This window comes from Mycobacterium sp. IS-1556 (genome assembly GCF_001499985.1).
In the GTDB taxonomy this organism is placed as follows: Bacteria; Actinomycetota; Actinomycetes; order Mycobacteriales; family Mycobacteriaceae; genus Mycobacterium.
Map to the genome: position 1 here is coordinate 46,502 of NZ_LQIM01000041.1, position 24,137 is coordinate 70,638.

General features: G+C 69.0%; 19 protein-coding genes. 11 read left to right on the forward strand and 8 right to left on the reverse strand.

Annotated features, from left to right (window positions below):
• Positions 1 to 8 precede the first annotated feature (8 nt).
• Positions 9 to 632, forward strand: coding sequence for a uracil phosphoribosyltransferase (gene upp, locus AU187_RS23035; RefSeq protein ID WP_059099446.1), 624 nt, complete (start codon positions 9 to 11; stop codon positions 630 to 632).
• On the opposite strand, the gene AU187_RS23040 is transcribed toward upp, so the two are convergent.
• A complete protein-coding gene (locus tag AU187_RS23040; protein WP_059167376.1) occupies positions 629 to 2,257 on the reverse strand; it encodes a phospho-sugar mutase in 1,629 nt (542 codons plus the stop codon). The two genes, upp and AU187_RS23040, sit on opposite strands and share 4 nt — an antisense overlap.
• Positions 2,258 to 2,310: 53 nt before the next feature.
• On the reverse strand, positions 2,311 to 3,105 hold the full coding sequence (locus AU187_RS23045) for a purine-nucleoside phosphorylase (protein WP_059167377.1): 795 nt from the start codon (positions 3,103 to 3,105) through the stop codon (positions 2,311 to 2,313).
• Between the two features lie 56 nt (positions 3,106 to 3,161).
• Between AU187_RS23045 and AU187_RS23050 the strand changes: the two genes are divergently transcribed.
• The 3 genes from AU187_RS23050 (at position 3,162) to AU187_RS23060 (ending at position 6,583) form a co-directional block, all read left to right on the forward strand.
• Complete coding sequence (locus tag AU187_RS23050) at positions 3,162 to 4,343, forward strand: M20 family metallopeptidase (RefSeq protein ID WP_059167378.1); 1,182 nt, start codon at positions 3,162 to 3,164, stop codon at positions 4,341 to 4,343.
• A complete protein-coding gene (locus AU187_RS23055) occupies positions 4,340 to 5,512 on the forward strand; it encodes an amidohydrolase (RefSeq protein ID WP_059167379.1) in 1,173 nt (390 codons plus the stop codon). The genes AU187_RS23050 and AU187_RS23055 overlap by 4 nt, the downstream gene beginning before the upstream one ends.
• Before the next feature lie 183 nt (positions 5,513 to 5,695).
• A complete protein-coding gene (locus tag AU187_RS23060; RefSeq protein ID WP_059167380.1) occupies positions 5,696 to 6,583 on the forward strand; it encodes a type IV toxin-antitoxin system AbiEi family antitoxin in 888 nt (295 codons plus the stop codon).
• A gap of 98 nt (positions 6,584 to 6,681) precedes the next feature.
• Here the strand turns inward: AU187_RS23060 and AU187_RS23065 are convergent, their stop codons facing one another.
• Positions 6,682 to 7,161 (reverse strand): gamma-glutamylcyclotransferase family protein, encoded by a 480-nt coding sequence (locus tag AU187_RS23065; protein ID WP_059099452.1) that lies wholly within the window; start codon positions 7,159 to 7,161, stop codon positions 6,682 to 6,684.
• Between the two features lie 67 nt (positions 7,162 to 7,228).
• Here AU187_RS23065 and AU187_RS23070 point away from each other — a divergent pair, with 67 nt between their 5' ends.
• The 3 genes from AU187_RS23070 to AU187_RS23080 are packed head-to-tail and all read left to right on the forward strand — an operon-like array spanning position 7,229 to position 11,307.
• Positions 7,229 to 8,644, forward strand: coding sequence for an NAD(P)H-quinone dehydrogenase (locus AU187_RS23070; protein ID WP_059167381.1), 1,416 nt, complete (start codon positions 7,229 to 7,231; stop codon positions 8,642 to 8,644).
• A gap of 57 nt (positions 8,645 to 8,701) precedes the next feature.
• Positions 8,702 to 10,453 carry a glycerol-3-phosphate dehydrogenase/oxidase gene (locus AU187_RS23075; protein ID WP_059167382.1) on the forward strand — a complete coding sequence of 584 codons (1,752 nt, stop codon included), beginning with the start codon at positions 8,702 to 8,704 and terminating at the stop codon, positions 10,451 to 10,453.
• A 5-nt stretch (positions 10,454 to 10,458) separates the two neighbouring features.
• Complete coding sequence (locus AU187_RS23080) at positions 10,459 to 11,307, forward strand: pseudouridine synthase (protein WP_059167383.1); 849 nt, start codon at positions 10,459 to 10,461, stop codon at positions 11,305 to 11,307.
• A 1-nt stretch (position 11,308) separates the two neighbouring features.
• On the opposite strand, the gene AU187_RS23085 is transcribed toward AU187_RS23080, so the two are convergent.
• Positions 11,309 to 13,225, reverse strand: coding sequence for a glycoside hydrolase family 2 protein (locus AU187_RS23085; protein WP_059167424.1), 1,917 nt, complete (start codon positions 13,223 to 13,225; stop codon positions 11,309 to 11,311).
• A 650-nt stretch (positions 13,226 to 13,875) separates the two neighbouring features.
• Between AU187_RS23085 and AU187_RS23090 the strand changes: the two genes are divergently transcribed.
• Positions 13,876 to 14,133, forward strand: coding sequence for a hypothetical protein (locus AU187_RS23090; protein WP_059167384.1), 258 nt, complete (start codon positions 13,876 to 13,878; stop codon positions 14,131 to 14,133).
• A 38-nt stretch (positions 14,134 to 14,171) separates the two neighbouring features.
• Entirely contained in the window at positions 14,172 to 14,942 is a 771-nt protein-coding gene (locus tag AU187_RS23095) for an SDR family NAD(P)-dependent oxidoreductase (protein ID WP_059167385.1), read from the forward strand.
• Here the strand turns inward: AU187_RS23095 and AU187_RS23100 are convergent.
• Positions 14,911 to 15,696 (reverse strand): enoyl-CoA hydratase/isomerase family protein, encoded by a 786-nt coding sequence (locus AU187_RS23100; RefSeq protein ID WP_059167386.1) that lies wholly within the window; start codon positions 15,694 to 15,696, stop codon positions 14,911 to 14,913. The two genes, AU187_RS23095 and AU187_RS23100, sit on opposite strands and share 32 nt — an antisense overlap.
• A gap of 26 nt (positions 15,697 to 15,722) precedes the next feature.
• Positions 15,723 to 16,412 (reverse strand): TetR family transcriptional regulator, encoded by a 690-nt coding sequence (locus tag AU187_RS23105; RefSeq protein WP_059167387.1) that lies wholly within the window; start codon positions 16,410 to 16,412, stop codon positions 15,723 to 15,725.
• 70 nt (positions 16,413 to 16,482) lie between these two features.
• Here AU187_RS23105 and AU187_RS23110 point away from each other — a divergent pair, with 70 nt between their 5' ends.
• Positions 16,483 to 17,559, forward strand: a complete 1,077-nt coding sequence (locus tag AU187_RS23110) for a ferredoxin reductase (RefSeq protein WP_059167388.1) — start codon at positions 16,483 to 16,485, stop codon at positions 17,557 to 17,559.
• A gap of 15 nt (positions 17,560 to 17,574) precedes the next feature.
• Positions 17,575 to 18,675, forward strand: coding sequence for a fatty acid desaturase family protein (locus AU187_RS23115; RefSeq protein WP_059099070.1), 1,101 nt, complete (start codon positions 17,575 to 17,577; stop codon positions 18,673 to 18,675).
• A gap of 89 nt (positions 18,676 to 18,764) precedes the next feature.
• On the opposite strand, the gene nei2 is transcribed toward AU187_RS23115, so the two are convergent.
• Complete coding sequence (gene nei2, locus AU187_RS23120; protein ID WP_059167389.1) at positions 18,765 to 19,523, reverse strand: endonuclease VIII Nei2; 759 nt, start codon at positions 19,521 to 19,523, stop codon at positions 18,765 to 18,767.
• A gap of 35 nt (positions 19,524 to 19,558) precedes the next feature.
• A complete protein-coding gene (locus tag AU187_RS23125; protein WP_059167390.1) occupies positions 19,559 to 24,085 on the reverse strand; it encodes an ATP-dependent helicase in 4,527 nt (1,508 codons plus the stop codon).
• Between the last annotated feature and the right edge of the window lie 52 nt (positions 24,086 to 24,137).

Genomic DNA, 24,137 nt, shown 5'->3' on the forward strand with positions numbered 1-24,137 from the left:
GTCGGGCAATGGATGTGCGCGTCGTCGACCACCCGCTCGCGGCCGCACGACTGACCACGTTGCGCGACGCCACAACCGATAACGCCGTCTTCCGGGCGGCCTTGCGAGACCTCACGCTGATGCTGGTGTACGAGGCGACCCGGGACGCCGCCGTCGAGACCATCCCGGTGCGCACCCCGCTGGCCGAGACCACCGGCTGCCGACTGGCCAACCCGCCGTTGCTCGTCCCTGTGCTGCGGGCCGGTCTGGGCATGGTCGACCAGGCGCACGTGCTGATCCCCGAGGCGCGCGTCGGCTTCGTCGGTGTCGCCCGCAACGAGCAAACCCATCAACCGACGCCGTATCTGGAGTCGCTGCCCGACGACCTGAGCACCCAGCCGGTGATCGTGCTCGACCCGATGCTGGCGACCGGCGGTTCGATGCTGCACACGGTCGAGTTGCTGCATTCGCGCAACGCCGTCGACATCACGGCGATCTGCGTCGTCGTCGCACCGGAAGGCTTGGCCGCGCTGGAGAAGGCGGCGCCGAACGTCCGGCTGGTCACCGCCACCATCGACGAATGCCTCAACGACATCGCCTACATCGTGCCCGGCCTCGGCGACGCGGGGGACCGCCAGTTCGGCCCGCGCTAGAACCGCGAGCAGAGGCCGGCCAACTCGTCCTGCACCCGCTCGGCCCGCTCCCGCGCTGCTGCCAGATCGGCGACGTCGCTGCTGCGTACCTCGATGTAGGACTTGACTTTTGGTTCGGTACCCGAGGGGCGCACCACCACCCGCACCGCGATGTCATCGCCACCGCCGGTCAGGATCAGCGCGTCGGTACCGTCATCGGGCTCCAGATCGGTGACGGTCACCTCGTATCCGCCGAGGCGGTCGGGTGGCGTCTCACGCAGGCGTGTCATCACCGCGTTCGCCTCCTGTGCGTCCTCGACGGGCCGCGAGACCGCCGTCGTGGTGTGCACGCCGTGGCGGCGGGCCAGGTCGTCCAGCGCGTCGAGCAGTGTGTGCCCGCGGTCGCGCAGCGCCGCAATCAGATCGCAGACCAACACCGCTGCGCTGATGCCGTCCTTGTCGCGCACCGCGGACGGATCGACGCAGTGGCCGATCGCCTCCTCGTATGCGTACACCAACGTGCAGCCCGGCAGGTCGACGTCCGCCCGCGACAGCCACTTGAAGCCGGTGGGCGTTTCGACGTGACGCGCCCCTTGCTCCCGCGCGATCGCCGCCAGCATGCGCGACGACACCAGCGAACTGGCCACCACCGTGGATTCGGTCACCGCCCCGGGTTCGACCTGCGACAAGATGTAATCGCCCAGCAGCCAACCGGTTTCGTCACCCGAGAGCATGCGCCAACCGTCCGGCGTCGGAACGCCGACCGCGCACCGGTCGGCGTCGGGATCCAAAGCGATCGCGACCTCGGCGTCGACGTCGGCGGCCAGTTTCAGCACCGCTTCGACGGCCTCGGATTCCTCCGGGTTCGCCGAGGTCACCGTGGGGAAGTCGGCGTCGGGCGCGAACTGGTCTTCCACGACATGCACGTCGGAGAAGCCGGCGCGCACGAACGCGTCGAGGGCGAACTCCCCGCCGACGCCGTGCAGAGGGGTGAACGCGACCCGCACCGAACCGTGGGTGTGCCGGACATTCGCGGCGCGTTCGACGTAGCGCTGCACCTCGTCGACGCCGCCCGGCGTCACCGCCTGGCGCGGGATCTCGTCGGCGTGCGGCGCCTCGGCCATGGCCTGCTCGATCTCGCGGTCGGTCGGCGAGATGATCGGGAAGCCGCCGCCGAAGAACACCTTGAAGCCGTTGTCGGACGGCGGATTGTGCGAGGCGGTGATCTGGATACCCGCGGCGGCCGGGCGGTGGCGCACGGCGAAGGCGACGATCGGCGTGGGCACGGCGGTGAAGAAGAGCGTGACGCGAAACCCGTGCGCGGCAAGGACTTCGGCGGCGGCCAGGGCGAACTCGTCGGACCCGTGCCGGGCGTCGCGGCCCACGATGACGTCCTGGCCGGCCAGGCCCCGGTCCGTGAGCACCTTGGCGACCGCCCAGCTGGCGCGCAGCACCACGGCCAGGTTCATGCCGCTGGGGCCACCGCGCAGCGGTCCGCGCAAGCCCGCGGTGCCGAACGTCAGTGGGTGTGCGAATCGCCGTTCGAGCTCTTCTTGCGAACACTCCGAGAGCTCCGCGGCGGTTTGGGGATCGGGATCGTGAGTGATCCACTCCTGCGCTGTACTTGTCGCCGGCGACGCAGTCATGGCGCTAGTGTGCCCACTTTCCTGTCGGCATATTCCAGCGACGCGGGTCGCCGTCAGAGCCGGGCGATGACCGCGGCGAGCAGCGCGCCCATTCGCGTCGCCGACCGACGGCCCGCCTCCAGCACCTCTTCGTGGTTCAGCGGTCGGCCCGTCATCCCCGCGGCGAGGTTGGTCACCAGCGACACCCCGAGCACCTGCGCGCCCGCTTCACGCGCGGCGATGGTCTCGTGCACGGTCGACATGCCGACCAGGTCTGCGCCCAGCGTGCGCAGCATCCGGATCTCCGCGGGCGTCTCGTACTGCGGCCCCGCCAGCCCGGCGTAGACGCCCTCGGCCAGCGCGGGGTCGATCTCGCGAGCGATGCCGCGCAGTCGCGGCGAGTACGCCTCGACCATGTCGACGAACCGCGGCCCCACCAGCGGGGAGCGGCCCGTCAGGTTGAGGTGGTCGCTGATCAGCACCGGTTGGCCCACCGCGAACTCCTCGCGCAGTCCGCCGGCGGCGTTGGTCAGCACCACCGTGTGCACGCCGCTCGCGCAGGCGGCACGCACCGGATGCACGACGTGGCGCAGGTCGTGGCCCTCGTAGGCGTGGATCCGGCCCACGAACACCAACACCCGGTGGTCGGCGACGCGCATCGACAACAACTGGCCGCTGTGTCCCTCGGCGGCCGGCGGGGTGAACCCCGGCAATTCGGCGATCGGGACCACCGCCACCGGGTCACCCAGCGGTTCGACGGCCGGTGCCCAGCCCGAACCCAGGACGACCGCGACGTCGTGGCGGTCGACGCCGGTGCGCTCGGCGATGGCGGCCGCCGATTCGGCAGTCAGGGCCCGCGCATCGGTCACAGTGCGCGAGCTTATCTGTCGGTTCCGGCGCGCGGCCGCAGTGAGATACTGCCAAGATGCCAGCACTCACCGCGTCGGACGCCGTCGAAGACGCCGTCAACCGACGCCGTGGCGATCTGGTCGAGTTGTCGCACTCCATCCACGCCGAACCCGAACTCGCGTTCGCCGAACACCGCAGCTGTGCCAAGACGCAGGCCCTGGTGGCCGAGTACGGGTTCGCCGTCGCACATGCGCCCGGCGGGTTGGAGACCGCGTTCCGCGCCGTCTACGGCAGCGGGCCGCTCGTCATCGGGGTGTGCGCCGAATACGACGCGCTGCCGGGCATCGGGCACGCCTGCGGACACAACATCATTGCCGCGTCCGCGGTCGGCACCGCGCTGGCACTCGCGGAGGTGGCCGACCAGCTGGGGCTGACGGTCGTGCTGCTCGGCACCCCGGCCGAGGAGGCCGGCGGAGGAAAGGTGCTGATGCTGAACGCCGGCGCGTTCGACGACATCGCGGCGTCGGTGATGCTGCACCCCGGCCCGCTCGACATCGCCCGCGCGCGCTCACTCGCGCTCTCGCAGGTCGCGATCCGGTACGAGGGCAGGGAAGCGCACGCCGCGGTCGCGCCGTACCTCGGCCTCAACGCCGTCGACGCGATCACCGTCGCGCAGGTGGCGATCGGGCTGCTGCGCCAGCAGATGGCGCCCGGTCAGATGGCGCACGGCATCGTCACCGACGGCGGCCAGGCCACCAACGTCATTCCCGCGCGCGCCGAGATGCAGTTCACGATGCGGGCCAACGACGCCGCCTCGCTGCGGGAACTCGAAGGGCGGATGGCCGACTGCTTCCTGGCCGGCGCTGTGGCGACCGGCTGCAGCCACGAGGTCACCGAGACCGAACCCAGCTACCTCGAGCTGACCCCGGACACCTGGCTGGCGGAGACGTTCCGCGCCGAGATGCAGCGGCTGGGCCGCGAGCCGGTACACGCCGACGTCGAGGCCGCGCTGCCGCTGGGCAGCACCGACATGGGCAACGTCACCCAGGTGATGCCCGGAATCCATCCGATCGTCGGCATCGATGCGGGCGGCGCGTCGGTGCACCAGCCGGCGTTCGCGACGGCCGCGGCCGGGCCCAGCGCGGACAAGGCCGTCATCGAGGGCGCGATCATGCTGGCCCGCACCGCCGTGCGGTTGGCCGAAACGCCGCACGAGCGCGACCGGGTGATGGAGTCACAGGCGAGGCGGGCGTCGTGAGCGTGCTGCCCCACGCCGCCGCGCGGTGGCTCTCGGCCCACTACGACGACCTCGTCGAGTGGCGCCGCCACATTCACATGCACCCGGAGCTGGGCCGGCAGGAGTTCGCCACCACGCAGTTCGTCGCGTCCCGGCTGGCCGACGCGGGCCTGAACCCGAAGGTGCTGCCCGGCGGAACGGGCTTGACGTGCGACTTCGGTCCCGAGCATGGACCTCGAATCGCGTTGCGCGCCGACATGGACGCGCTGCCGATGGCCGACCGCACCGGCGCGCCGTACGCGTCGCTGGTGCCGAACGTCTCCCACGCCTGCGGGCACGACGCGCACACCGCGATCCTGCTGGGCGCCGCCCTGGCGTTGGCGTACGTGCCCGAACTCCCGGTCGGGGTGCGGCTGATTTTCCAGGCCGCCGAGGAGCTGATGCCGGGCGGGGCGATCGACGCGATCGCCGCGGGCGCGCTGACCGGGGTGTCCCGGATCTTCGCGCTGCACTGCGATCCGCGGCTGGCCGTGGGCAAGGTCGCGATGCGGGCCGGACCGATCACGTCGGCCGCCGATCAGCTCGAGGTGACGCTGCACTCGCCGGGCGGTCACACCTCGCGACCGCACCTCACCGGTGACCTGGTCTACGGGCTGGGCACGCTGATCACGGGTGTGCCCGGGGTGTTGTCGCGCCGCATCGACCCCCGCAACAGCACCGTGATGGTGTGGGGTGCGGTCAATGCGGGCGTCGCCGCCAACGCGATCCCGCAGACCGGCACACTGGCCGGCACCATCCGCACCGCCAGCCGCGACACCTGGGAGATGCTGGAATCCATTGTGCGCGAGTCTGTTTCGTCGTTACTCGCGCCGCTCGGTATCGAGTACAGCCTGCAGTACCGCCGCGGGGTGCCGCCAGTGGTCAACGAGGAGATCTCGACGCGCATCCTGACCCACGCGATCGAAGCGATCGGACCCGACGTGCTGGCCGACACCCGGCAGTCCGGCGGCGGCGAGGACTTTTCGTGGTATCTGGAGGAAGTGCCGGGTGCGATGGCGCGCCTGGGCGTGTGGACGGGCCGCGGCCCCCAGTTGGATTTGCACCAGCCGACGTTCGACCTCGACGAGCGGGCGCTGGCGGTAGGGGTGCGGGTGCTGGTCAACATCATCGACCAGGCCGCTCAGTTCTAACTGTCCTTCTCCCGCGAGTGACCGTGTTTGCGCCCCGACACGCCGGTTCTCGCGAACACTCGGCGGTCGTCCCCGACTGACGTGTGGGCCCACGCGGGAGTTGATCGTCCACAATTTGACCTTCATCCACAGCTTGGCCACACGGCCTACCGGCGCGCCGGCTCGTCGCTGACGATCAGCGCTGTGAACCGAGAATTGACAGAACTTTTCGATGCGCAGGGCGGGCTCGCGACGAGTGCCCAGATTCTGCAACACATGACGAGGCGCGGCTTCGACTCAGCACTCGAATCCGGTCCCTTGCAACGGCTTTGGCCAGGCGTCTACTGCATTGGCGAACCGGATGACGCGATGCGGCTGCGCGGGCTCGATTTTCGCTGTGGCACTCCGGTGGCCGCGTGTCTGCATACCGCAGCGGCGATCCATGGCTTCGATATCGAAGAGCCCGCCGATCTTCATGTGCTCAGTCCGCCGGGTTCACGATTGCGATCGACCGACGGCATGAAAGTCCATCGACGCGAGGGTGCGCCGCTGACCGTCGTCGACGGCAGACCGGTCACCGCGGCGGCGTGGACGGCGGTGGAGGTGGCCCGTTCGCAGCGTCGACCGAGGGCATTGGCCACGTTGGATGCCGCGCTGCGCAGCGGTTCAGTGAATCGGACCGAGCTGTGGCGTGCGGCCGTCGAGCAGGCCGGCCGGCGCGGCATCGTCGCCGTTCGCGACCTGATCACGTTGGCCGACGCCCGCTCGGAATCACCGATGGAGAGCGAAGCGCGGCTCGCGATGATCGACGGTGGCCTGCCGACCCCCGAGCTGCAGTACGAGCTCATCGACGGAAATGGGCAGCTTCGTCGCGTCGATTTCGCCTGGCCGGCCTACCGGGTGGCCGTCGAGTACGACGGTCTGGACTGGCACGGCAGCGCCGAGGCGCTACGGCGCGACCGTCGCCGAACGGCTGCACTCCTCGACGTCAGATGGGTGGTCATTGCGATCGTCTTCGAGGATGTTCGGTACCGGTCGAGGGAGTTCGTTGCTCGCATCGACAACCAGTTGCGTCGCGCTCGCGCGGCGTGAGGGACCGCGAAATGCGCGCGAATTACGGCGTGTCGGCGTACAGACGCGGTCGCTCGCGGAACTTCGCGTGGGCCCACGCGGAAACTCGCGGAAAAGAGTCAGCCGCTGGTGCCCGGGCCGATGTTGCGCGCCGGGCGAGTTCGTAGGTTGTGCACGTAATCCGCTGGGGCGCCGGCGACTTCGGCGGCGTCGGCCACCACGCCGAGATAGCGTGCCGACGGCAGACCACCCTCCCACGCGTCGACCACGTACAGCCACGCCAGCACCGGCTCGAAACTGGTGTCCGACGAGATGCGGTGCACCCGGCAGCGGATCTTCTTGTGAAAGCCCAGTTCCGAGCCTTCCCAGCGGTCGAGGTTCTCCTCGTCCTCCTTGGTCACGTCGTAGAGCACGACGAACACCTTCGATGTCGGATCCTCGACGACCGTGGCGAGCGCGCCCTCCCAGCCGATGTCCTCCCCGCCGAACGTCAGACGCCAGCCGTGCAGCCACCCCGTCCCCGCCATCGGGGAATGGGGCGCGCGCTGCAACATCTGCTCCGGATCCATGTTCGATCCGTACGCGGCATAGAGCGGCACCAGGAAAGACTAGCTGGGTTCGCGCACAGGCTGCGCGATCAACCATCCGCTTCGTTAGGTTGGGGTCGTGGCAACCCGCATCGTGATCATCGGCGGCGGGCCCGCCGGTTATGAGGCGGCATTGGTCGCCGCGGCACGAGGACCCGAAGTTGCCGAGGTCACCGTCGTCGACTCCGACGGCATCGGCGGGGCGTGCGTGCTGTGGGACTGCGTCCCGTCCAAGACGTTCATCGCGTCGACGGGCGTGCGCACCGAGCTGCGTCGTGCACCGGACCTGGGCTATGCGCTCGAGTTCGAGGACGCCAAGATCTCGCTGCGGCAGATCAACGAGCGGGTCAAGCGGCTGGCTGCCGCCCAGTCCGCCGACATCGCCGAGCGGTTGCGCAACGATGGCGTGACGCTGATCGCCGGCCGGGGTGAGCTGGTCGACGACATGCCGGGCATGGCCAGGCACACCGTCAAGATCACCGCGCACGACGGCACCGTCGGCACGATCGACGCCGACGTCGTGCTGATCGCCACCGGAGCCAGCCCCCGGGTGCTGCCCGGCGCCGAACCCGACGGCGAACGCGTTCTGAACTGGCGCCAGCTCTACGACCTCGAGGAACTGCCCGAGCATCTGGTGGTCGTCGGCTCCGGGGTGACCGGCGCGGAGTTCGTCAACGCCTACACCGAACTCGGGGTCAAGGTGACGGTGGTGGCCAGCCGCGACCAGATCCTTCCCCACGAGGACTCCGACGCCGCCGCGGTGCTCGAGGACGCGCTGGGTTCGCGCGGGGTGACGCTGGTCAAGAACGCCCGCGCCGACCAGGTGAGCCGTACCGACGACGGTGTCGTGGTCAAGATGACCGACGGTAGATGCGTCGAGGGCAGCCATGCGTTGATGACGGTCGGCTCGGTGCCCAACACGGCGGGCCTGGGCCTCGAGCGGGTCGGCATCGACCTCGGGCCGGGCGACTATCTGAAGGTCGATCGGGTCTCACGCACCACCGTGCCGGGCATCTACGCCGCGGGGGACTGCACCGGGCTGATGTTGCTGGCCTCGGTGGCCGCCATGCAGGGCCGCATCGCGATGTACCACGTGCTCGGTGAAGGACTCGAGCCGATCCGGCTGCGCACCGTGGCCGCCGCGGTGTTCACCCGGCCCGAGATCGCGGCGGTCGGGGTGCCCCAATCCAAGATCGACGACGGGTCGGTGGCTGCGCGCACGATCATGTTGCCGCTGAACACCAACGCCAGGGCCAAGATGTCGAGTTTGCGGCGCGGCTTCGTGAAGATCTTCTGCCGTCCGGCGACCGGGGTGGTGATCGGCGGGGTCGTGGTGGCACCGATCGCCTCGGAGCTGATCATGCCGGTCGCGTTGGCGGTGCAGAACGGCAACGACGTCGAGGATCTCGCGCAGACGTTTTCGGTGTACCCGTCGCTGTCGGGGTCGATCACCGAGGCGGGCCGGCGGTTGATGGCGCACGACGATCTGGACTGAACCCACGTAGCCTTGGGACGGACGAACGTACCCACCAGTAACTAGGAGTCCATTCCGGTGAGCGATCCGATCCCGGCCAACGGGCAGACGCTTCTGGGCCCCGAGCAGCGGGCCGAGGCCTGGGAGCGGCTCGGCAGCGAGCAGTTCGACGTCGTGGTGATCGGCGGGGGCGTCGTCGGGGCGGGCGCCGCGCTGGATGCAGCGACGCGCGGGCTCAAGGTCGCCCTCGTCGAGGCCCGTGACTTCGCATCGGGGACGTCGAGCCGGTCGTCGAAGATGTTTCACGGCGGCCTGCGTTACCTGGAGCAGCTGGAGTTCGGGCTGGTGCGCGAGGCGCTGCACGAGCGGGAACTGTCGCTGACGACGTTGGCGCCGCACCTGGTCAAACCGCTGCCTTTCCTGTTCCCACTGACCAACAGGTGGTGGGAGCGCCCGTACGTGGCCGCGGGCATCTTCCTCTACGACCAGCTCGGTGGCGCGAAATCCGTTCCGGCGCAGAAGCATCTGACGAAGTCCGGAGCCCTTCGGCTGGCGCCGGGCCTCAAGCGGTCGTCGCTGATCGGCGGGATCCGCTACTACGACACCGTGGTCGACGACGCGCGCCACACCATGACCGTGGCCCGCACGGCCGCGCACTACGGGGCGGTGGTGCGGACCTCGACGCAGGTGGTGGCGTTGCTTCGCGAAGGCGACCGGGTCACGGGCGTGGAGGTCCGCGATTCCGAGACCGGTGCGGTGACCGAGGTGCTCGGACACGTCGTGGTCAACGCCACCGGTGTCTGGACCGATGAGATCCAGGCATTGTCGAAGCAGCGCGGACGATTTCGCGTGCGGGCCTCCAAAGGCGTACACATCGTGGTGCCCCGCGACCGGATCGTCAGCGAGGTCGCGATCATCCTGCGCACCGAGAAGTCGGTGCTGTTCGTGATCCCGTGGGGCACGCATTGGATCATCGGCACCACCGACACGGACTGGAACCTGGACCTGGCGCACCCCGCGGCGACGAAGGTCGACATCGACTACATCCTCGAGAACGTCAACAAGGTGCTCGCGACGCCGCTGACCCACGACGACATCGACGGTGTGTACGCCGGGTTGCGCCCCCTGCTGGCAGGGGAGAGCGAGGAGACGTCGAAGCTTTCGCGCGAGCATGCAGTGGCGGTGCCGGCGCCGGGCCTGGTGGCGATCGCCGGAGGAAAGTACACGACGTACCGGGTGATGGGGGAGGACGCCATCGACGCTGCCGCGGAGTACATTCCGGCGCGGGTGGCGCGGTCGATCACCGAAAAGGTGCCGCTGATGGGCGCCGACGGATACTTCGCGCTGATCAACCAGACCGAAAGCGTCGGCGCGCATTACGACCTGCACCCGTACCGGGTGCGCCACCTGCTGGACCGGTACGGCTCGCTGATCGGCGAGGTACTGCAGATGGCCAGAGAACAGGCCGGGGTGCGACCCGACCTACTGGATCCGATCACCGAAGCGCCGGTGTACCTCAAGGTCGAGGCGTGGTACGCCGCGGCTGCCGAGGGCGCGTTGCATCTGGAGGACATCCTGGCGCGGCGGATGAGGATCTCGATCGAGTATCCGCACCGCGGAGTGGACTGCGCGCGTGAGGTCGCCGAAGTTGTTGCGCCGGTGCTGGGTTGGAGCGCCGAGGACGTCGACCGTGAAGTGGCGACGTACCTGGCGCGGGTCGAGGCGGAGGTGCGCTCGCAGCAGGAACCCGACGACGAGTCGGCCGACGCGTTACGGGCGGCAGCGCCGGAGGCGCGCGCCGAGATCCTCGAACCGGTGCCGCTCACTTGAGACGTATGCCGCCGTTGCCGGTGCGTGACGGGCTGGGTCCGGCGCGGGTGCGGCTGCGTGGCGGGGCGGTGCTGGTCGAGTTGGCCTCTCGGTTCGGCGAGGCAGCCGCCACCAAAGTGTTTGCGGGCGAGGTGGTTACGGCTGGCGGTGACGTCGTGACGGCGGGTACGGTGCTGCCGCCGGGTGCGTTCGTGTACCTGTACCGGGATCTGCGCGACGAGGTGCCGGTGCCGTTCGACATTCCCGTGCTGTATCGCGACGACGACATCGTGGTGGTCGACAAGCCGCACTTCCTGGCGACGATGCCGCGGGGCCGCCACGTGGCGCAGACGGCGACGGTGCGGTTACGGCGAGAACTCGACCTGCCGGAGTTGTCGCCGGCGCATCGGTTGGACCGGTTGACCGCGGGCGTGCTGTTGTTCACGACGCGGCGCGAGGCGCGGGGCACCTATCAGACGATGTTCGCCCGCGGTGAGGTGCGAAAGACGTACCTGGCGCGGGCCGGTGTCGACCCGTCACTCGAGTTCCCGATGGTGGTGCGCAGTCGCATCGTCAAGCGGCGCGGGCAGTTACAGGCGATAGAAGAGCCCGGTGACCCGAATGCGGAAACTTGCGTGGAGCACGTTGGCAATGGGCTTTATCGACTGACCCCGCGGACCGGGCGGACGCATCAGCTGCGGGTCCATATGGCGTCGCTGGGGCTGCTGATCGTCAACGACCCGTTGTACCCCGACGTGCTCGACGTTGCGCCAGACGACTTCTCACGGCCACTGCAACTGCTGGCGCACAGCATCGAGTTCGTGCACCCGGAGACCGGGCGGTCACACGAGTTCACGAGCCGTCGCGCGCTGTGACTCAGCGCCGCGGGTCCGGAGGGGCCACCTGTGCGCCCGCCGCGATCACTGCGCGGTTGCGTTCGGCGACCGTTCGCAGCGTCATCTTGACCAACCACCGGTCGTAGGTCATGAAGCCGTTGACCTCGTTCTCGACGTCGGTGGTCTGGGTGTAGATCGCGCCGGACAGACCGCCCCTGCGGACCGCTTCTTCCAGGTCGCGGCTCACCTCGACGTAGCGCTGCGTCAAACGCGCTCGGTTGTCGGCCATTTCGTAGGCCTGCGGTTTGCCCGGCCAGCGGTTCCCGTCGGGCACCAACCCGAGGCCGCCGTACTCACCGTCGACCACCACCCGGTGTTCGAGCGGCACCGGACGATCGCCGAGCATCGTCCTCTCGTCGCGTGGGGTCGCCGGATTGTCGTGCAGCACCGGACGGCCCGGGCCGACATAGGTGTGGTCGTCGTAGACGTCGCCGGCCCTGCTGTCGGGCCGCGATTTGCAACAGTTCACCCCACTGCTGGCGTTGACCATCCGCGTCGGGTCCGCGGTCTTGGCCACGCGGGCGATTCTGGCGGTGTCGAACTCACCCCAGCCCTCGTTGAACGTGACCCAGCCGACGATCGAAGTGACGCTGCGCAACTGGTCGATCATCTCGACGAGTTCACGTTCGAAGTTCGCTTTCCCCTCCGGCGGCGGATCCGGCGCCGGACCGACCGGAACGTCGAGGGACACGTTCAGCGACGGCATGTCCTGCCACACCAGCAGCCCGAGCTTGTCCGCCCAGTAGTACCAGCGCGCCGGTTCCACCTTCGCGTGCTTACGGACGAAGTTCATGCCGAGCGCCTTGGTGCGCTCGAGGTCGAACCTCAGCGCGTCGTCGGTGGGCGCGGTGTAGATGCCGTCGGGCCAATAGCCTTGGTCCAGCGGCCCGTGCAGGAAAGTGATCTTGTTGTTCAACGCGATTCGCGGCCGGCCCTGCGGATCCCGCACCGTGCTGATCGTGCGCAGGCCGCCGTAGCTGCTGACCTCGTCGACGACCTTTCCCGACGGGCTGACGAGCCGGACCTCGAGGTCGTACAGATAGGGGTCGTCGGGCGTCCACAAGCGCGGCTTCGGCACCTGCACACGCACCGGCTTGCCGGGTTCGGCCGACGAACGGGCCAGCGTCGCACCGTCCTGGACGGAGACGATCACCTCGGCCCGCTCATCGGTGGTTCCGGATACCCGCGGTGTGACGGTGAATCCCGTCAAATCCGGTGTGATGTCGAGCTTTTCGATGTGTGCGGCGCGGACCGGTTCCATCCACACGGTCTGCCAGATGCCCGACGCGCCGGTGTAGAACAGACCTTCGGGATCGTTGCGCTGCTTGCCGACCGCGAACGGGCCGTCTTCGTTGCGGTCCTCGGCGCGCACGACGATCTCCTGCGTCCCCGTCCACTTCAGCGCATCGGTGATGTCCGCGCTGAACGCGGTGAAACCACCCTCGTGGTGGGCCACGCGCCGGTTGTTCACCCAGACGGTGGCGGTCTGATCGACCGCGCCGAAGTGCAGCAGCACCCGCTGCCCCCGCCAGGTGCCCGGCAGCTCGAAGACCTTGCGGTACCACATCTGGTCGTCGTGCCGCTTGATCCCGGACAGCGCCGACTCCGTCGGGTAGGGCACCAGGATCTTCTCGTCGTAGTCGTCGGCCGACGGTGGTGTCGTCATCGCGGCGTCGCCGGACCGCCCGGTGTAGGCCCACACGCCGTTGAGGTTCAGCCAGCGCGCCCGCGCCATCTGCGGCCGGGGGTACTCGGGCAGCGCGTTGTTCGGGCCGACCAGATGCGACCAGGGAGTCGACAGGGCCGGGCTCTGCCGCTGCCATGCCTCTGCCGCGTTGGCCGGCGGCGCGCCCAGGATCGCGATGCCCGCCACCAGGGCGATCGGTACCGCGGCCATTCGGCGCAGTGCCTCGTGCACGCGGTGCCGCTTGTTGGACGGCTCGGTGTTCGCGGCCACGACTAGTCCCCCCTGCTGGAAACCCGTTGACGAAATGCGGTTGTGGTGCAGTACACCGTCACCGCCTGGCAAACCTAGTCGGCGGTGAGCCATGGAAGAATCCGGTGTTTCCCTATACTTCGCATCAGCGCGCTGGACGAACGTCTGTGTTCAGGCGCCGGCGAGCTGACAGAGGCATGGGTCGAGATCGCGAGGATGCACGATTGCTGTTGCGACACAGCGGAGCTGCGAAGTCGGGATGCGCGCCGAGCCTAGCATCTTGCTATGTCGGACGCCACCCGCGAAGAGGGCCGGCTCACCGATGCGCCGCCTCGCCGGGAACCGAGAATGCGGCCCAGTGCCGGGTCGGTATATCGGTTGAGAGCAAACGTCGAGTAGACGGGCTCAGCAGTTTGTCGGAGCACCCGTTCGGCAGCGGATGCGGCCACCGTACAGGGCGGGATGGTTCAGGCATCGCTCAAGACATCGATGCGCCGAAGCGGTTCGTTACGGCCGCTTCGTCGATCCCCCTCGTTCGGCCCCGGGCCGACTCGGCGCCTGACACAATCGGCTCGGCGATGGCCTCTCGGCACCCGCCCGAAGGAGGAAATGTGCGCAAGGTATGGCTGTGCGCGGCAGCGGCGCTCTTCGCAGGCGGCCTGGTGAACGTGAGCCCACCGAACGCCGAGGCGACACTCTGCGGTTCCGTCGGCGGCAGGTTCGTCGACGTCACCGGCTGCGCTGACCCGCTGTCGTATCTCAACGAGCTGCCGCCCCCGCCGCCACCGCCGGTGTATGTCCCGCCGGCGCCCAACGTCAACGTGTGCGCGAACGTGGGGCGACGGGTCAGCATCAGCGGCTGCATCTGACAGCGGGTTCGCATCGACGCTCTGATTGACTGACGGCCGTGGACCGCACTTCATTCGACCGTCTCTTCGACATGACCGACCGCGCCGTGATCGTCACGGGCGGCACCAGGGGAATCGGGCTCGCACTCGCCGAGGGTTTCGCGCTTGCCGGCGCCCGCGTCGTGGTCGCCAGCCGTAAGCCCGACGCCTGCGAGCAGGCCGCGCAGCAGCTACGCGGTCTCGGCGGCCAGGCCATCGGTGTGCCGACCCACCTCGGCGACGTCGACGCCCTGGAGTCGCTCGTGGCGCGGACCGTCGACGAGTTCGGCGGCGTCGACGTCGTGGTCAACAACGCCGCCAACGCGCTGGCGCAACCACTCGGCGAGATGACCGCCGAGGCGTTGGCGAAGTCCTATGACGTCAACCTGCGCGGTCCGGTGTTCCTCGTGCAGGCGGCGTTGCCCTATCTCAAGGCCAGCACCAAAGCCTCTGTGATCAACATGGTTTCGGTCGGGGCGTTCAACTTCTCGGCAATGACCTCGATCTACTCCTCCAACAAGGCAGCGCTGATGTCGTTCACCCGGTCGATGGCCGCGGAGTACGCGTCCTCGGGTATCCGGGTGAACGCGATCGCGCCCGGCCCCGTCGACACCGACATGATGCGCAACAACCCGCAAGAGGTGATCGACGGGATGGCCCGCAGCACCCTGCTGAAGCGGCTGGCCTCGCCGGACGAGATGGTCGGCACCGCACTGCTGCTGGCCTCCGACGCGGGCAGCTACATCACCGGCACGGTCGTCATCGTGGACGGCGGCGGAACGCCTCGCTAGCTTCGCGCATCTCGCCGCTGGTCGAGGACAGGATCTGGCTGCGGTTCTCCAGGTGCAGTGCCGCTTCCAGGCTCGACGCCTCGAGGTTCGCCCACAGCACCTGCTTGGTCGACTCCACTCCGAACTTGCCGTACCCGCACAGTGTTTCGGCGATGGCGAGGGCGTCGTCGACGACCGATCCCTCGGAAGACACCCGCGACACCAGGCCGAGCCGCAACGCTTCGGGCGCGTCGACCGCCCGCGCGGTCAGGATGAGGTCGAACGCCGGGCCGGCACCGATGATCCGCGGAAGCGTGTAGCTGACCCCGATGTCGCAGCCACCCAGGCCGAGCTTGATGAACTGCGTGCAGAACCGGGCGGATTCGGCGGCGATGCGGATGTCGCAGGCCAGCGCGATCCCCATTCCGCCCCCGTACGCCACGCCGTTGACCGCGGCGATCACGGGTTGGCGCAGCCGGTGGATCCGCGCGGTCAGGTCGGCGATGCGCTCCTGCCACCGCATACCCGAGCGGGGAAACTCCGTTCCTTCGCCGGCCTTGTCGGGGTTCGGGTCGGTCAGGTCCAGGCCGGAGCAGAAACCGCGCCCGGCCCCGGTGAGGACGACGACCCGGCACTCGTTGTCCGCGCCAATCCGCTCGAGGGTGGCGTGCAGATCCTCGACGAGGTCGTAGGACAGCGCGTTGAGCTTCTCGGGCCGGTTCAGCGTCAGCACGGCGATGTCGGGCCGGGGGTAGGTCAGTTCCAGATTCGGCATGCACACACGCTAAAGCGTGGCCGGTATCAGACGCTGCTGCGCCAGCCGGCGACGCCGACCGCGATCATTCGCAGTTGTTTGACGGCCACCCGTTTAATCTCGTCGAGCGCGGCCTGGTCGTGGGCGTCCTCGATGGCCTCGGCGATCACGATCATCGCGTTGACGAACAAGCTGGCCAGGATGTTGAGGTCCTCACTGCTCCAGGTGTTCAGGCCGGGAAAGCGCGCCAGGTCGATCGCCAACTCCGAGGTGATCAGCCGGATCTCGGTGCGGATCGCGTACCGCAGGACGGTGACTCCGCTGTTGCGTTCCCGGCCGATGAACCGCCAGTGCTCGCGCCGCTGGTTCACGCCGTCGATGAGGATGTCCACGCTGGACTCGATGACACGCTTGGGGTCGAGTTTCCCTGCGCGTGCCCCGCGCAGCATCTCTCTGAGGCTGCGGAACGACTCGTCGATGAGGACGAGCCCAAGGGCTTCCATCGACTCGAAGTGCCGATAGAACGCCGCGGGCACGATGCCCGCCTCACGGGTTACTTCGCGCAGGCTCAGCGCGGAGAAGCTTCGGTCCTCGAGCAACTTGAGCGCCGCAGCGACGATTGCGCGGCGGGTGGCCTCCTTGCGCTCCTCCCGCGTCAACGTCGCGGAATCCCGCGAGCGGGGCTTGCCCGATCGACCCGACCGGCTCGTTCGTGAGCTAGGCGTACGGCCGTTCACTATGTGAAAGGTACCACAACCAGCGGGGAAACCCTTGACTGATACGCCGGAGAACGCACATGGTGTACACATGTTTACTCAAATCTTGACCCAAGGGCTGTGGGACAGGGCGCTTCGGTCGCCGCTGGTCGACCTGCTCACCGGGCCGCATGGCGTGGACCGATACACCGAGCTCGTGGCCCCGACCTGGACCCGGGCGCAGGCCCGTGCCGAGGTGGTCGCGGTGCGACGCGAGACGCCGCGCAGCGTCACCTTGACCCTCAAGCCGAATCAGGCGTTCACCGGCCACCGCGCCGGTCAGCACATCAACCTCACGGTCGAGATCGACGGCCGTCGTCGCACTCGCCCGTACTCGCCGGCCAACGCCGAGGGCGCCGCTCACCTCGAGCTGACCATCGGTCGTCACGACGGCGGCCTGGTCTCGACCTACCTCAACCAGCACGCCCGACCCGGCATGGTCGTCGGGCTCGACTCGGTCGGGGGCGACTTCACTCTGCCGGGCGGCCCGCCCGCCACCCGGCCGCGCCGCATCCTGTTCGTGTCGGGCGGCAGCGGCATCACCCCGGTCATGTCGATGCTGCGGACCCTGCGCGCCCAGCGCTTCGACGGCGAACTCGCCTTCGTCCACTACGCACGGTCGGCCCAGGAGGCGTGCTATCGCGCCGAGCTCGACGCGATGCGCGACGTGCGGGTCCTGCACGGCTACACCCGCGAGAGGGCCGGGTCCGATCTCGACGGCCGGTTCGGCCCGGCCCACCTGGCAGCCGCGATGCCCGACCCCGACGCCGTGTTCGTCTGCGGACCGCCAGACCTCGTCGAGGCGGTGCGTGCGCACTGCCCGAACGTCGCCTCGGAGAGTTTCGTACCGCCGACGTTGGCGCCGGCCGAGGCGTCCGGCGGCCTGGTCGCCTTCACCGACAGCAGCGTCGCAGTGGCCGACGACGGGCGCCCGCTGCTGGAGCAGGCCGAAGCGGCCGGACTCAACCCCGAGAGCGGATGCCGAATGGGCATCTGCCACAGCTGTACTCGCCGCAAGACCCGCGGCGCAGTCAAGAACCTGATCACCGGAGCGGTGTCGAGCGTCGACGAGGAGGACGTGCAGTTGTGCGTGTCCGCGCCCGTCGGCGACGTCGACATCGCGCTCTGAGAGAGGAGTCACGACATGACAGTCACCACCACCACACAACCGGGCACCATCGAAAAGACCGTCGCAGGCAAGACGGTCAGCCTGACGCCAGAACAGGCCGAGGCATTCGGCCGCGAACTCGACGCGCTCAAGGAACGGGTCATCGCCGACCTCGGCGAGCGCGACTCCACCTACATTCGTCGAATCATCAAGGCGCAGCGTGGCTTCGAGCTCGGCGGCCGCGCCCTGCTGTTCGGCGGCGTGTTCCCGCCGTTCTGGCTGGCAGGCACCGCGATGCTGGGCCTGTCGAAGATCCTCGACAACATGGAGATCGGCCACAACGTCATGCACGGCCAGTACGACTGGATGGGCGACCCGGCGATCTCCAGCAGGGGATTCGAGTGGGACACCGCCTGCCCCGGCGACCAGTGGCGGCACTCGCACAACTACATGCACCACACCTACACCAACATCGTCGGCATGGACCGCGACGTCGGCTACGGCATCCTGCGGATGAGCAGCGACCAGAAGTGGACGCCGTACTTCCTCGGTAACCCCGTCTACGCCTTCCTGCTGATGGTGCTCTTCCAGTACGGCGTCGCACTGCACGAACTGGAGACCGAACGCATCCGCGCCGGGGAGATCACGATCGCCGACAAGCGCGAGATCCTCGAAGGCATCTGGCGCAAGACCAAACGCCAGACGCTCAAGGATTATGTTGCCTTCCCGCTGCTTGCGGGGCCGTTCGCACCGTGGGTGTTCGCGGGCAACCTCACCGCGAACCTGATCCGCAACGTCTGGTCGTACATGATCATCTTCTGCGGCCACTTCCCGGATGACGTCCAGGAGTTCACGATCGAGGAGACCAAGGCCGAGACGCGCGGGCAGTGGTACTTCCGACAGGTTCTCGGGTCGGCAAACCTCACCGGCGGCAGGCTCTTTCACATCCTCAGCGGCAACCTGTCGTTCCAGATCGAGCACCACCTGTTCCCCGACATCCCGGCGCACCGGCTCGCCGAGATCTCGGCGGAGGTCAAGGACATCTGCGAGCGCTACGGCATCCCCTACAACAAGGGGTCGCTGCCGCGGCAGTTCGCGACGGTGGTGCGCAAGATCGTCCGGCTGGCGCTGCCATGACGCTCCGCAGCGCCGTTGCGCCGAACGCGGGTTACCGGCACGCGAAACGTCGCTGGAGTGTGTGACGAGACCACACTCGGCGACGTGGGTTAGGTCTGGCAGACCGGGCACCAGTACGAGACGCGGTCCCCGCTGCTGTCCGACTCGATCGGCGTGCCGCACCGCCGGCACGGACGCCCGCGGCGGCCGTAGACCCACAGGTCGCGGCCGCTGCGGGTGTCGCCGGTGGTGGTGCGGTTGACGCGGGACCTGTTCAACCACAGCATGTCCCGCGCGCGTTGCACCATCCGTACTGGGTCCTTGACCTGGCCCACCGCCGTGGTGGGCAGGTAGCCGGTGACGAAGCACAGTTCGTTGGCGTAGACGTTGCCGACGCCTGCCATCACCCGTTGGTCCAGCAACGCCTCGGCAAGTGGCCGGTCGGGATTCTCGATCAGGTTCGCCCGCGCGATGCGGGGTTCCCAGTCGTCGCCGAGCAGATCGGGCCCGAGATGAGCGACGGCCTCCATATCGTGGTCGCGGCGCAGGATCTCCAACACAGCGAGGTCGATGCCTGCGGCGCGAGAGTCGCTGGTGTGCAGGAGGATCCGGATCTTGTGCTCGGGGACGCGACGAATCTGGCCGCCGACCAGCCAGGCGCCTTCCATCTTGAGGTGCGAATGGATGCTCGCGTCACCGACACGGACGAACAGATGCTTACCGCGGCTCAACACCTCGTCGACGACGCAGCCCGTCAGGTCGACCGTCGCGAACTTCGGCACGCGAACGTCGCAGCGGGTCAGTTCCTTGCCCTCCAGCGCCTCGCGCAGCTTGGCGGCCGTGCGGTAAACCGTGTCGCCTTCGGGCATGCGTCAGCGCCTTCTGTTCTTCGCGCAAGCTCTCATCACCGTAACCGCAGGCCTCGCGGTGTGCGGGCGAAGCCCGCGCCGAGCAGAGCATCCTGCACGCCGGCGCGCTCACCGCCGGCGCCGGTTTCCAGCACCGGCACGCCGTTGACCTTCTCGACGAGTAGCGACCCCACGCGGCCGCTGCCGACGAGATCAGCAAGGGCTGCCGCGGCGGCGATATGCGCGTCGGTGTCACCGGTGAAACTCAGCAGCGAGCGTCCGCCGCGCTCCAGAAACCACGCGAGTTCGCCGTCCACGAGGGCGACCAGCGCGCCCGCCTTCCGGCCGGGACGGTGCGTGACGTCGTCATCGGAGCGCTTCGACGGCCACGGCAGCGCGGCCCCGTAGGGATTGGCCGGATCGGCCGCCGCGAGCACCACCGCGTGATAATCCCGATGGTCGCGGTCCACTTCGTCGAGGTAGGTGCGCAACCGGTCGACGGTGGAGGCCACCGCGAACTGCGCTCCGCCCAGTGACTCGACGAAATAGCCGCGCTGACAACGGCCGGCATCCTCGAACGCCGTCAACACCTTGTAGAGCATCGCGAAGCCGCCGGGCACCCCCTCCGCGCCGACCGCGCCCTTCGTCAGCACTCCGTGCCGGCCGAGCAGCAGCTCGGCCTGAAAGTGCGCGCGCACGGTCGACTCCGGTTCGGCCGCGGGCAGCGCCGACCACCGGCCGGCCACCGTCGGGTCGGAGTTGCGGGTCTGGGCGTGCGCGACGCTGTATCGGCTCAACCGCGGCGCCCGTTGCCGTTGCCGGTGCGCGGGTGCGCTGCGCCGGCTCGTGGCTCCGCGGCTGCCCATCAGCATCGCGCGCACGGGGGCGAACGTGTCGCCGGTGATCCAGCCCGCCCAGACCAGGTCCCACAGCGCCCGTTTGTGCTCTTCGGTCGGGTGGTCAGTGAGTTGGCGGTAGAAATACGCGCCGCCGCCACCGAGCGTGTCGAGGATCGCCCGATGGGTGTCGGTGAACTCGATCTCGGTCGGGGCGGCCAACGTCAACGGCGCCGTCTCGGCCGGGTGGAATGCGATCCAGCCGTCGCCGCCGCCGATTTGGCCGGCCCCCGACCAGGTCACCTCGCCGGAGGCGAGCAGCTCGTCGAGCATCGCCGGCTGGTAGTCGCGGACCCGTTGGCCGAACACCAGCGATTCCGCTGCTGACGCGGGAATCGGCACGCCCGCAAGCTGTTCGATCGCCGCGGCGAGGCCGTCCACGCCCGCGTTGTGCGCCGACCCGACCAGCTGCCACGCCGGCAGGAACCGGCCGTAGGCGGTGGTGCTGACCGGTTCGATCTGTGCGCGCAGCGCGGCAAGCGAACGGCGCCTCAGTATCTTCAGCACGTCGGCGTCACACCATTGCTCACTGTCGGTGTCCGCGCCGGCGAACTCGCCTCGAATCAGCTTGCCGTCGATCGCCATTCGGCCCAGCACGTCGGCGGTGACGCGCAGGCCGAGGCCGAACCGGGCGGCCGCGTCGTGGGTGGAGAAGGGCCCGCGGGTGCGCGCGTAGCGCCCGAGCAGCTCGCCGAGTGGATCGTCGACCGATTCGGTGAACGCCGTCGGCACCCCCACGGGCACGGCGACCCCCACCCCGTCGCGCAGCAGGCCCATGTCCTCGATCGCCACCCACCACGTCTGCTCGGCGAAGGAGACCGGCAGCGCGCGCTTGGCCGCCCGCAGCCCTTCGAGCCAGCCGCCCACCTCGGAAGTCGTGCAGCGCTCGACGATCTCGGCTTCGGTCAGCGGGCCCAACAGCCGCAGCAGATCGGCGACGCCTTCGGCGTCACGGGCCCGCCGGTCGTCGCTGAGGTGCTGAAGCTGCCGGGTCGTGCTCGTGATGACCTGCGGGTCGAGCAGCTCCCGCAGCTCGACCCGGCCCAGCAGTTCGGCGAGCAGCACGCTGTCCAGCGACAGCGCGGCGGCCCGTCGTTCGGCGAGCGGGCTGTCGCCTTCGTACATGAAGGCGCCGACGTAACCGAACAGCAGCGACGCGGCGAACGGGGACGGCGTGGCGGTCTCGACCTCGACGATGCGCAGCCTGCGCTGCGCGACCCGGTGCATCAGCTCGGTCAGGGCGGGCACGTCGTAGACGTCCTGCAGGCACTCCCGCACGGCCTCCAGCACGATCGGGAAGTCGGGGTACTTGCGCGCGACGTCCAACAACTGTGCGGCGCGCTGACGCTGGTGCCACAACGGTGAGCGCTTGCCGGGATGGCGGCGCGGGAGCAGCAATGCGCGGGCCGCGCATTCGCGAAACCGCGACGCGAACAGGGCCGAGCCGCCCACCTCCGCGGTGACGATCGGCTCGACTTCGTCGGCGTCGAACACGAACAGGTCCGCACCGGGTGCGGCGTCTTCGGTGTCGGGCAGCCGCACGATGATGCCGTCGTCGGACGCGGTGGGCTTCTCCTCGATGCCGTAGCGCTCCCGCAGCCGTCGCGACACCGCCAATGCGAGCGGGCCGTGCACCCGCAGCCCGTACGGCGAATGCAGGATGACGCGCCAGTCGCCGAGTTCGTCCCGGAATCGTTCGACGACGAACGTGGTGTCCGAGGGAACGACGCCGGTGGCCTGACGTTGGTCGTCGATCAGCTGCCACAGGTTGTCCGAGGCGTAGGCGTCGAAACCCATTGCGCGGCAGCGCTCGTCGAACTCAGTTTTGCCGAGGCGGGCCAGTTCACCGGTGTAGGCACCGACCGCCGCGCCGAGTTCGGCCGGTCGGCCGACTCCGTCGCCGCGCCAGAACGGCAGCCGGGCCGGCTGTCCCGGCGCCGGGATGACCAGCACGCGGTCGTGGGTGATCTCGGTGATCCGCCAGCTCGTCGCGCCCAGCGAGATCACGTCGCCGGGCCGCGACTCGTAGACCATCTCCTCGTCGAGTTCGCCTACGCGGGAAGGCTTTTCGGAATCGGTGGCCAGGTACACGGTGAACAGGCCGCGGTCGGGGATCGCGCCGCCGCTGGTGACCGCGAGGCGCTGGGCGCCGGGCCGGGCCGTCAGCGTGCCCGTGTCCCGGTCGTACACCAGGCGGGGCCGCAGCTCGGCGAACTCCGTCGACGGGTACTTGCCCGAGAGCAGATCCAGCGTCGCCTCGAACGCGCTGCGCGGCAGGGTGGCAAAGGGCGCGCTGCGCCGCACCGCGTCGAACCAGCGGTCGGCGTCGAGAGGTTCCAGCGCGCACGCCGCGACGGTGTGCTGCGCCAGCACGTCGAGCGGATTGGCCGGAACCCGCATGGTCTCGATTTCGCCGGACAGCATGCGTTTGACGGTCACCGCACAGCCGATCAGGTCGGTGCGGTGCTTGGGGAACAGCACGCCCTGCGAGATCTCGCCGACCTGGTGACCGGCGCGGCCGATGCGTTGCAGGCCGCTGGCCACCGATGGCGGCGCCTCGACCTGGATGACGAGGTCGACGGCGCCCATGTCGATGCCCAGTTCCAGGCTCGAAGTTGCGACGACGGCCTTGAGCCTGCCGCTCTTGAGGTCGTCCTCGACGATCGCCCGCTGCTCCTTGCTGACAGAACCGTGGTGTGCGCGCGCCAACAGCGTCGGCGCCCCGAAGGACGCGCCGCTGGCCATCAGCTGGGCGGGCGCCCCGCCCCCGACTTGGGGGTTGGGCCCGGCCTCCAGGTCGACCCCGGTGCGCTCGGCGTGAATCTCGTTGAGGCGCGACGTCAGTCGTTCCGCGAGCCGCCGCGAGTTGGCGAACACGATCGACGAGTTGTGCGACTCGATCAGATCGACGATGCGTTCCTCGACGTCGGGCCAGATGGTGTTGTTCTCGAGGTTCGCCATGTCGGGCACCGGCACCTGGACCGAGAGGTCGAACGTCTTGGCCGCCGGTGGCGCGACGATCGTCGTGCGGGCCTGGCCCGACAGGAACCGCGCCACCTCCTCGGGTGGGCGCACTGTCGCCGACAACCCGATCCGCTGCGCGGGCTGGTCGAGCAGCTGGTCGAGCCGTTCCAGCGACAGCGCCAGATGCGCGCCGCGTTTGGTGGCCGCGACGGCGTGCACCTCGTCGACGATGACGGTCTGGACCTCGGTCAGGGTGTCGCGGGCCGCCGACGTCAACATCAGGAACAACGACTCCGGCGTGGTGATCAGGATGTCGGGCGGCCGGGCGATCAGGTCGCGGCGCTGAGCGGGTGAGGTGTCGCCCGAGCGAACGCCGACGCTGATCTGCGGCGCCGGGACGCCGCGCCGTTCGGCTACGCGTCCGATGCCGGTCAGCGGTGTGCGCAGGTTGCGCTCGACATCGACGGCCAGCGCTTTGAGCGGCGACACGTAGAGCACCTTGGTGCCTGCTCCGGCGGGTCGCGCTTCGGCGGCCAACTGGTCGATCGCCCACAGGAACGCCGCCAGCGTCTTGCCCGACCCCGTCGGTGCGATGACCAGCGTGTTGTCACCGTCGGCGATCGCCGACCAGGCTTGCGCCTGCGCGGGCGTCGGCTCGGCGAACGTGCCGGTGAACCACTCCCGGGTCAGGTCGCTGAACCGGGCGAGAGGTGTGGAGCTCATCTGGCCATCGTGCCCGCACCCACCGACATTTTTCATCGCCGAGTGCACGCTC

Coding starts and splice junctions, on each gene's coding strand:
- upp (WP_059099446.1), top strand. CDS start 9: ATGGATGTGCGCGTCGTCGACCACCCGCTCGCGGCCGCACGACTGACC.
- AU187_RS23040 (WP_059167376.1), bottom strand. CDS start 2,257: ATGACTGCGTCGCCGGCGACAAGTACAGCGCAGGAGTGGATCACTCAC.
- AU187_RS23050 (WP_059167378.1), top strand. CDS start 3,162: ATGCCAGCACTCACCGCGTCGGACGCCGTCGAAGACGCCGTCAACCGA.
- AU187_RS23080 (WP_059167383.1), top strand. CDS start 10,459: ATGCCGCCGTTGCCGGTGCGTGACGGGCTGGGTCCGGCGCGGGTGCGG.
- AU187_RS23085 (WP_059167424.1), bottom strand. CDS start 13,225: ATGGCCGCGGTACCGATCGCCCTGGTGGCGGGCATCGCGATCCTGGGC.
- AU187_RS23100 (WP_059167386.1), bottom strand. CDS start 15,696: ATGCCGAATCTGGAACTGACCTACCCCCGGCCCGACATCGCCGTGCTG.
- AU187_RS23110 (WP_059167388.1), top strand. CDS start 16,483: ATGTTTACTCAAATCTTGACCCAAGGGCTGTGGGACAGGGCGCTTCGG.
- AU187_RS23115 (WP_059099070.1), top strand. CDS start 17,575: ATGACAGTCACCACCACCACACAACCGGGCACCATCGAAAAGACCGTC.
- nei2 (WP_059167389.1), bottom strand. CDS start 19,523: ATGCCCGAAGGCGACACGGTTTACCGCACGGCCGCCAAGCTGCGCGAG.
- AU187_RS23125 (WP_059167390.1), bottom strand. CDS start 24,085: ATGAGCTCCACACCTCTCGCCCGGTTCAGCGACCTGACCCGGGAGTGG.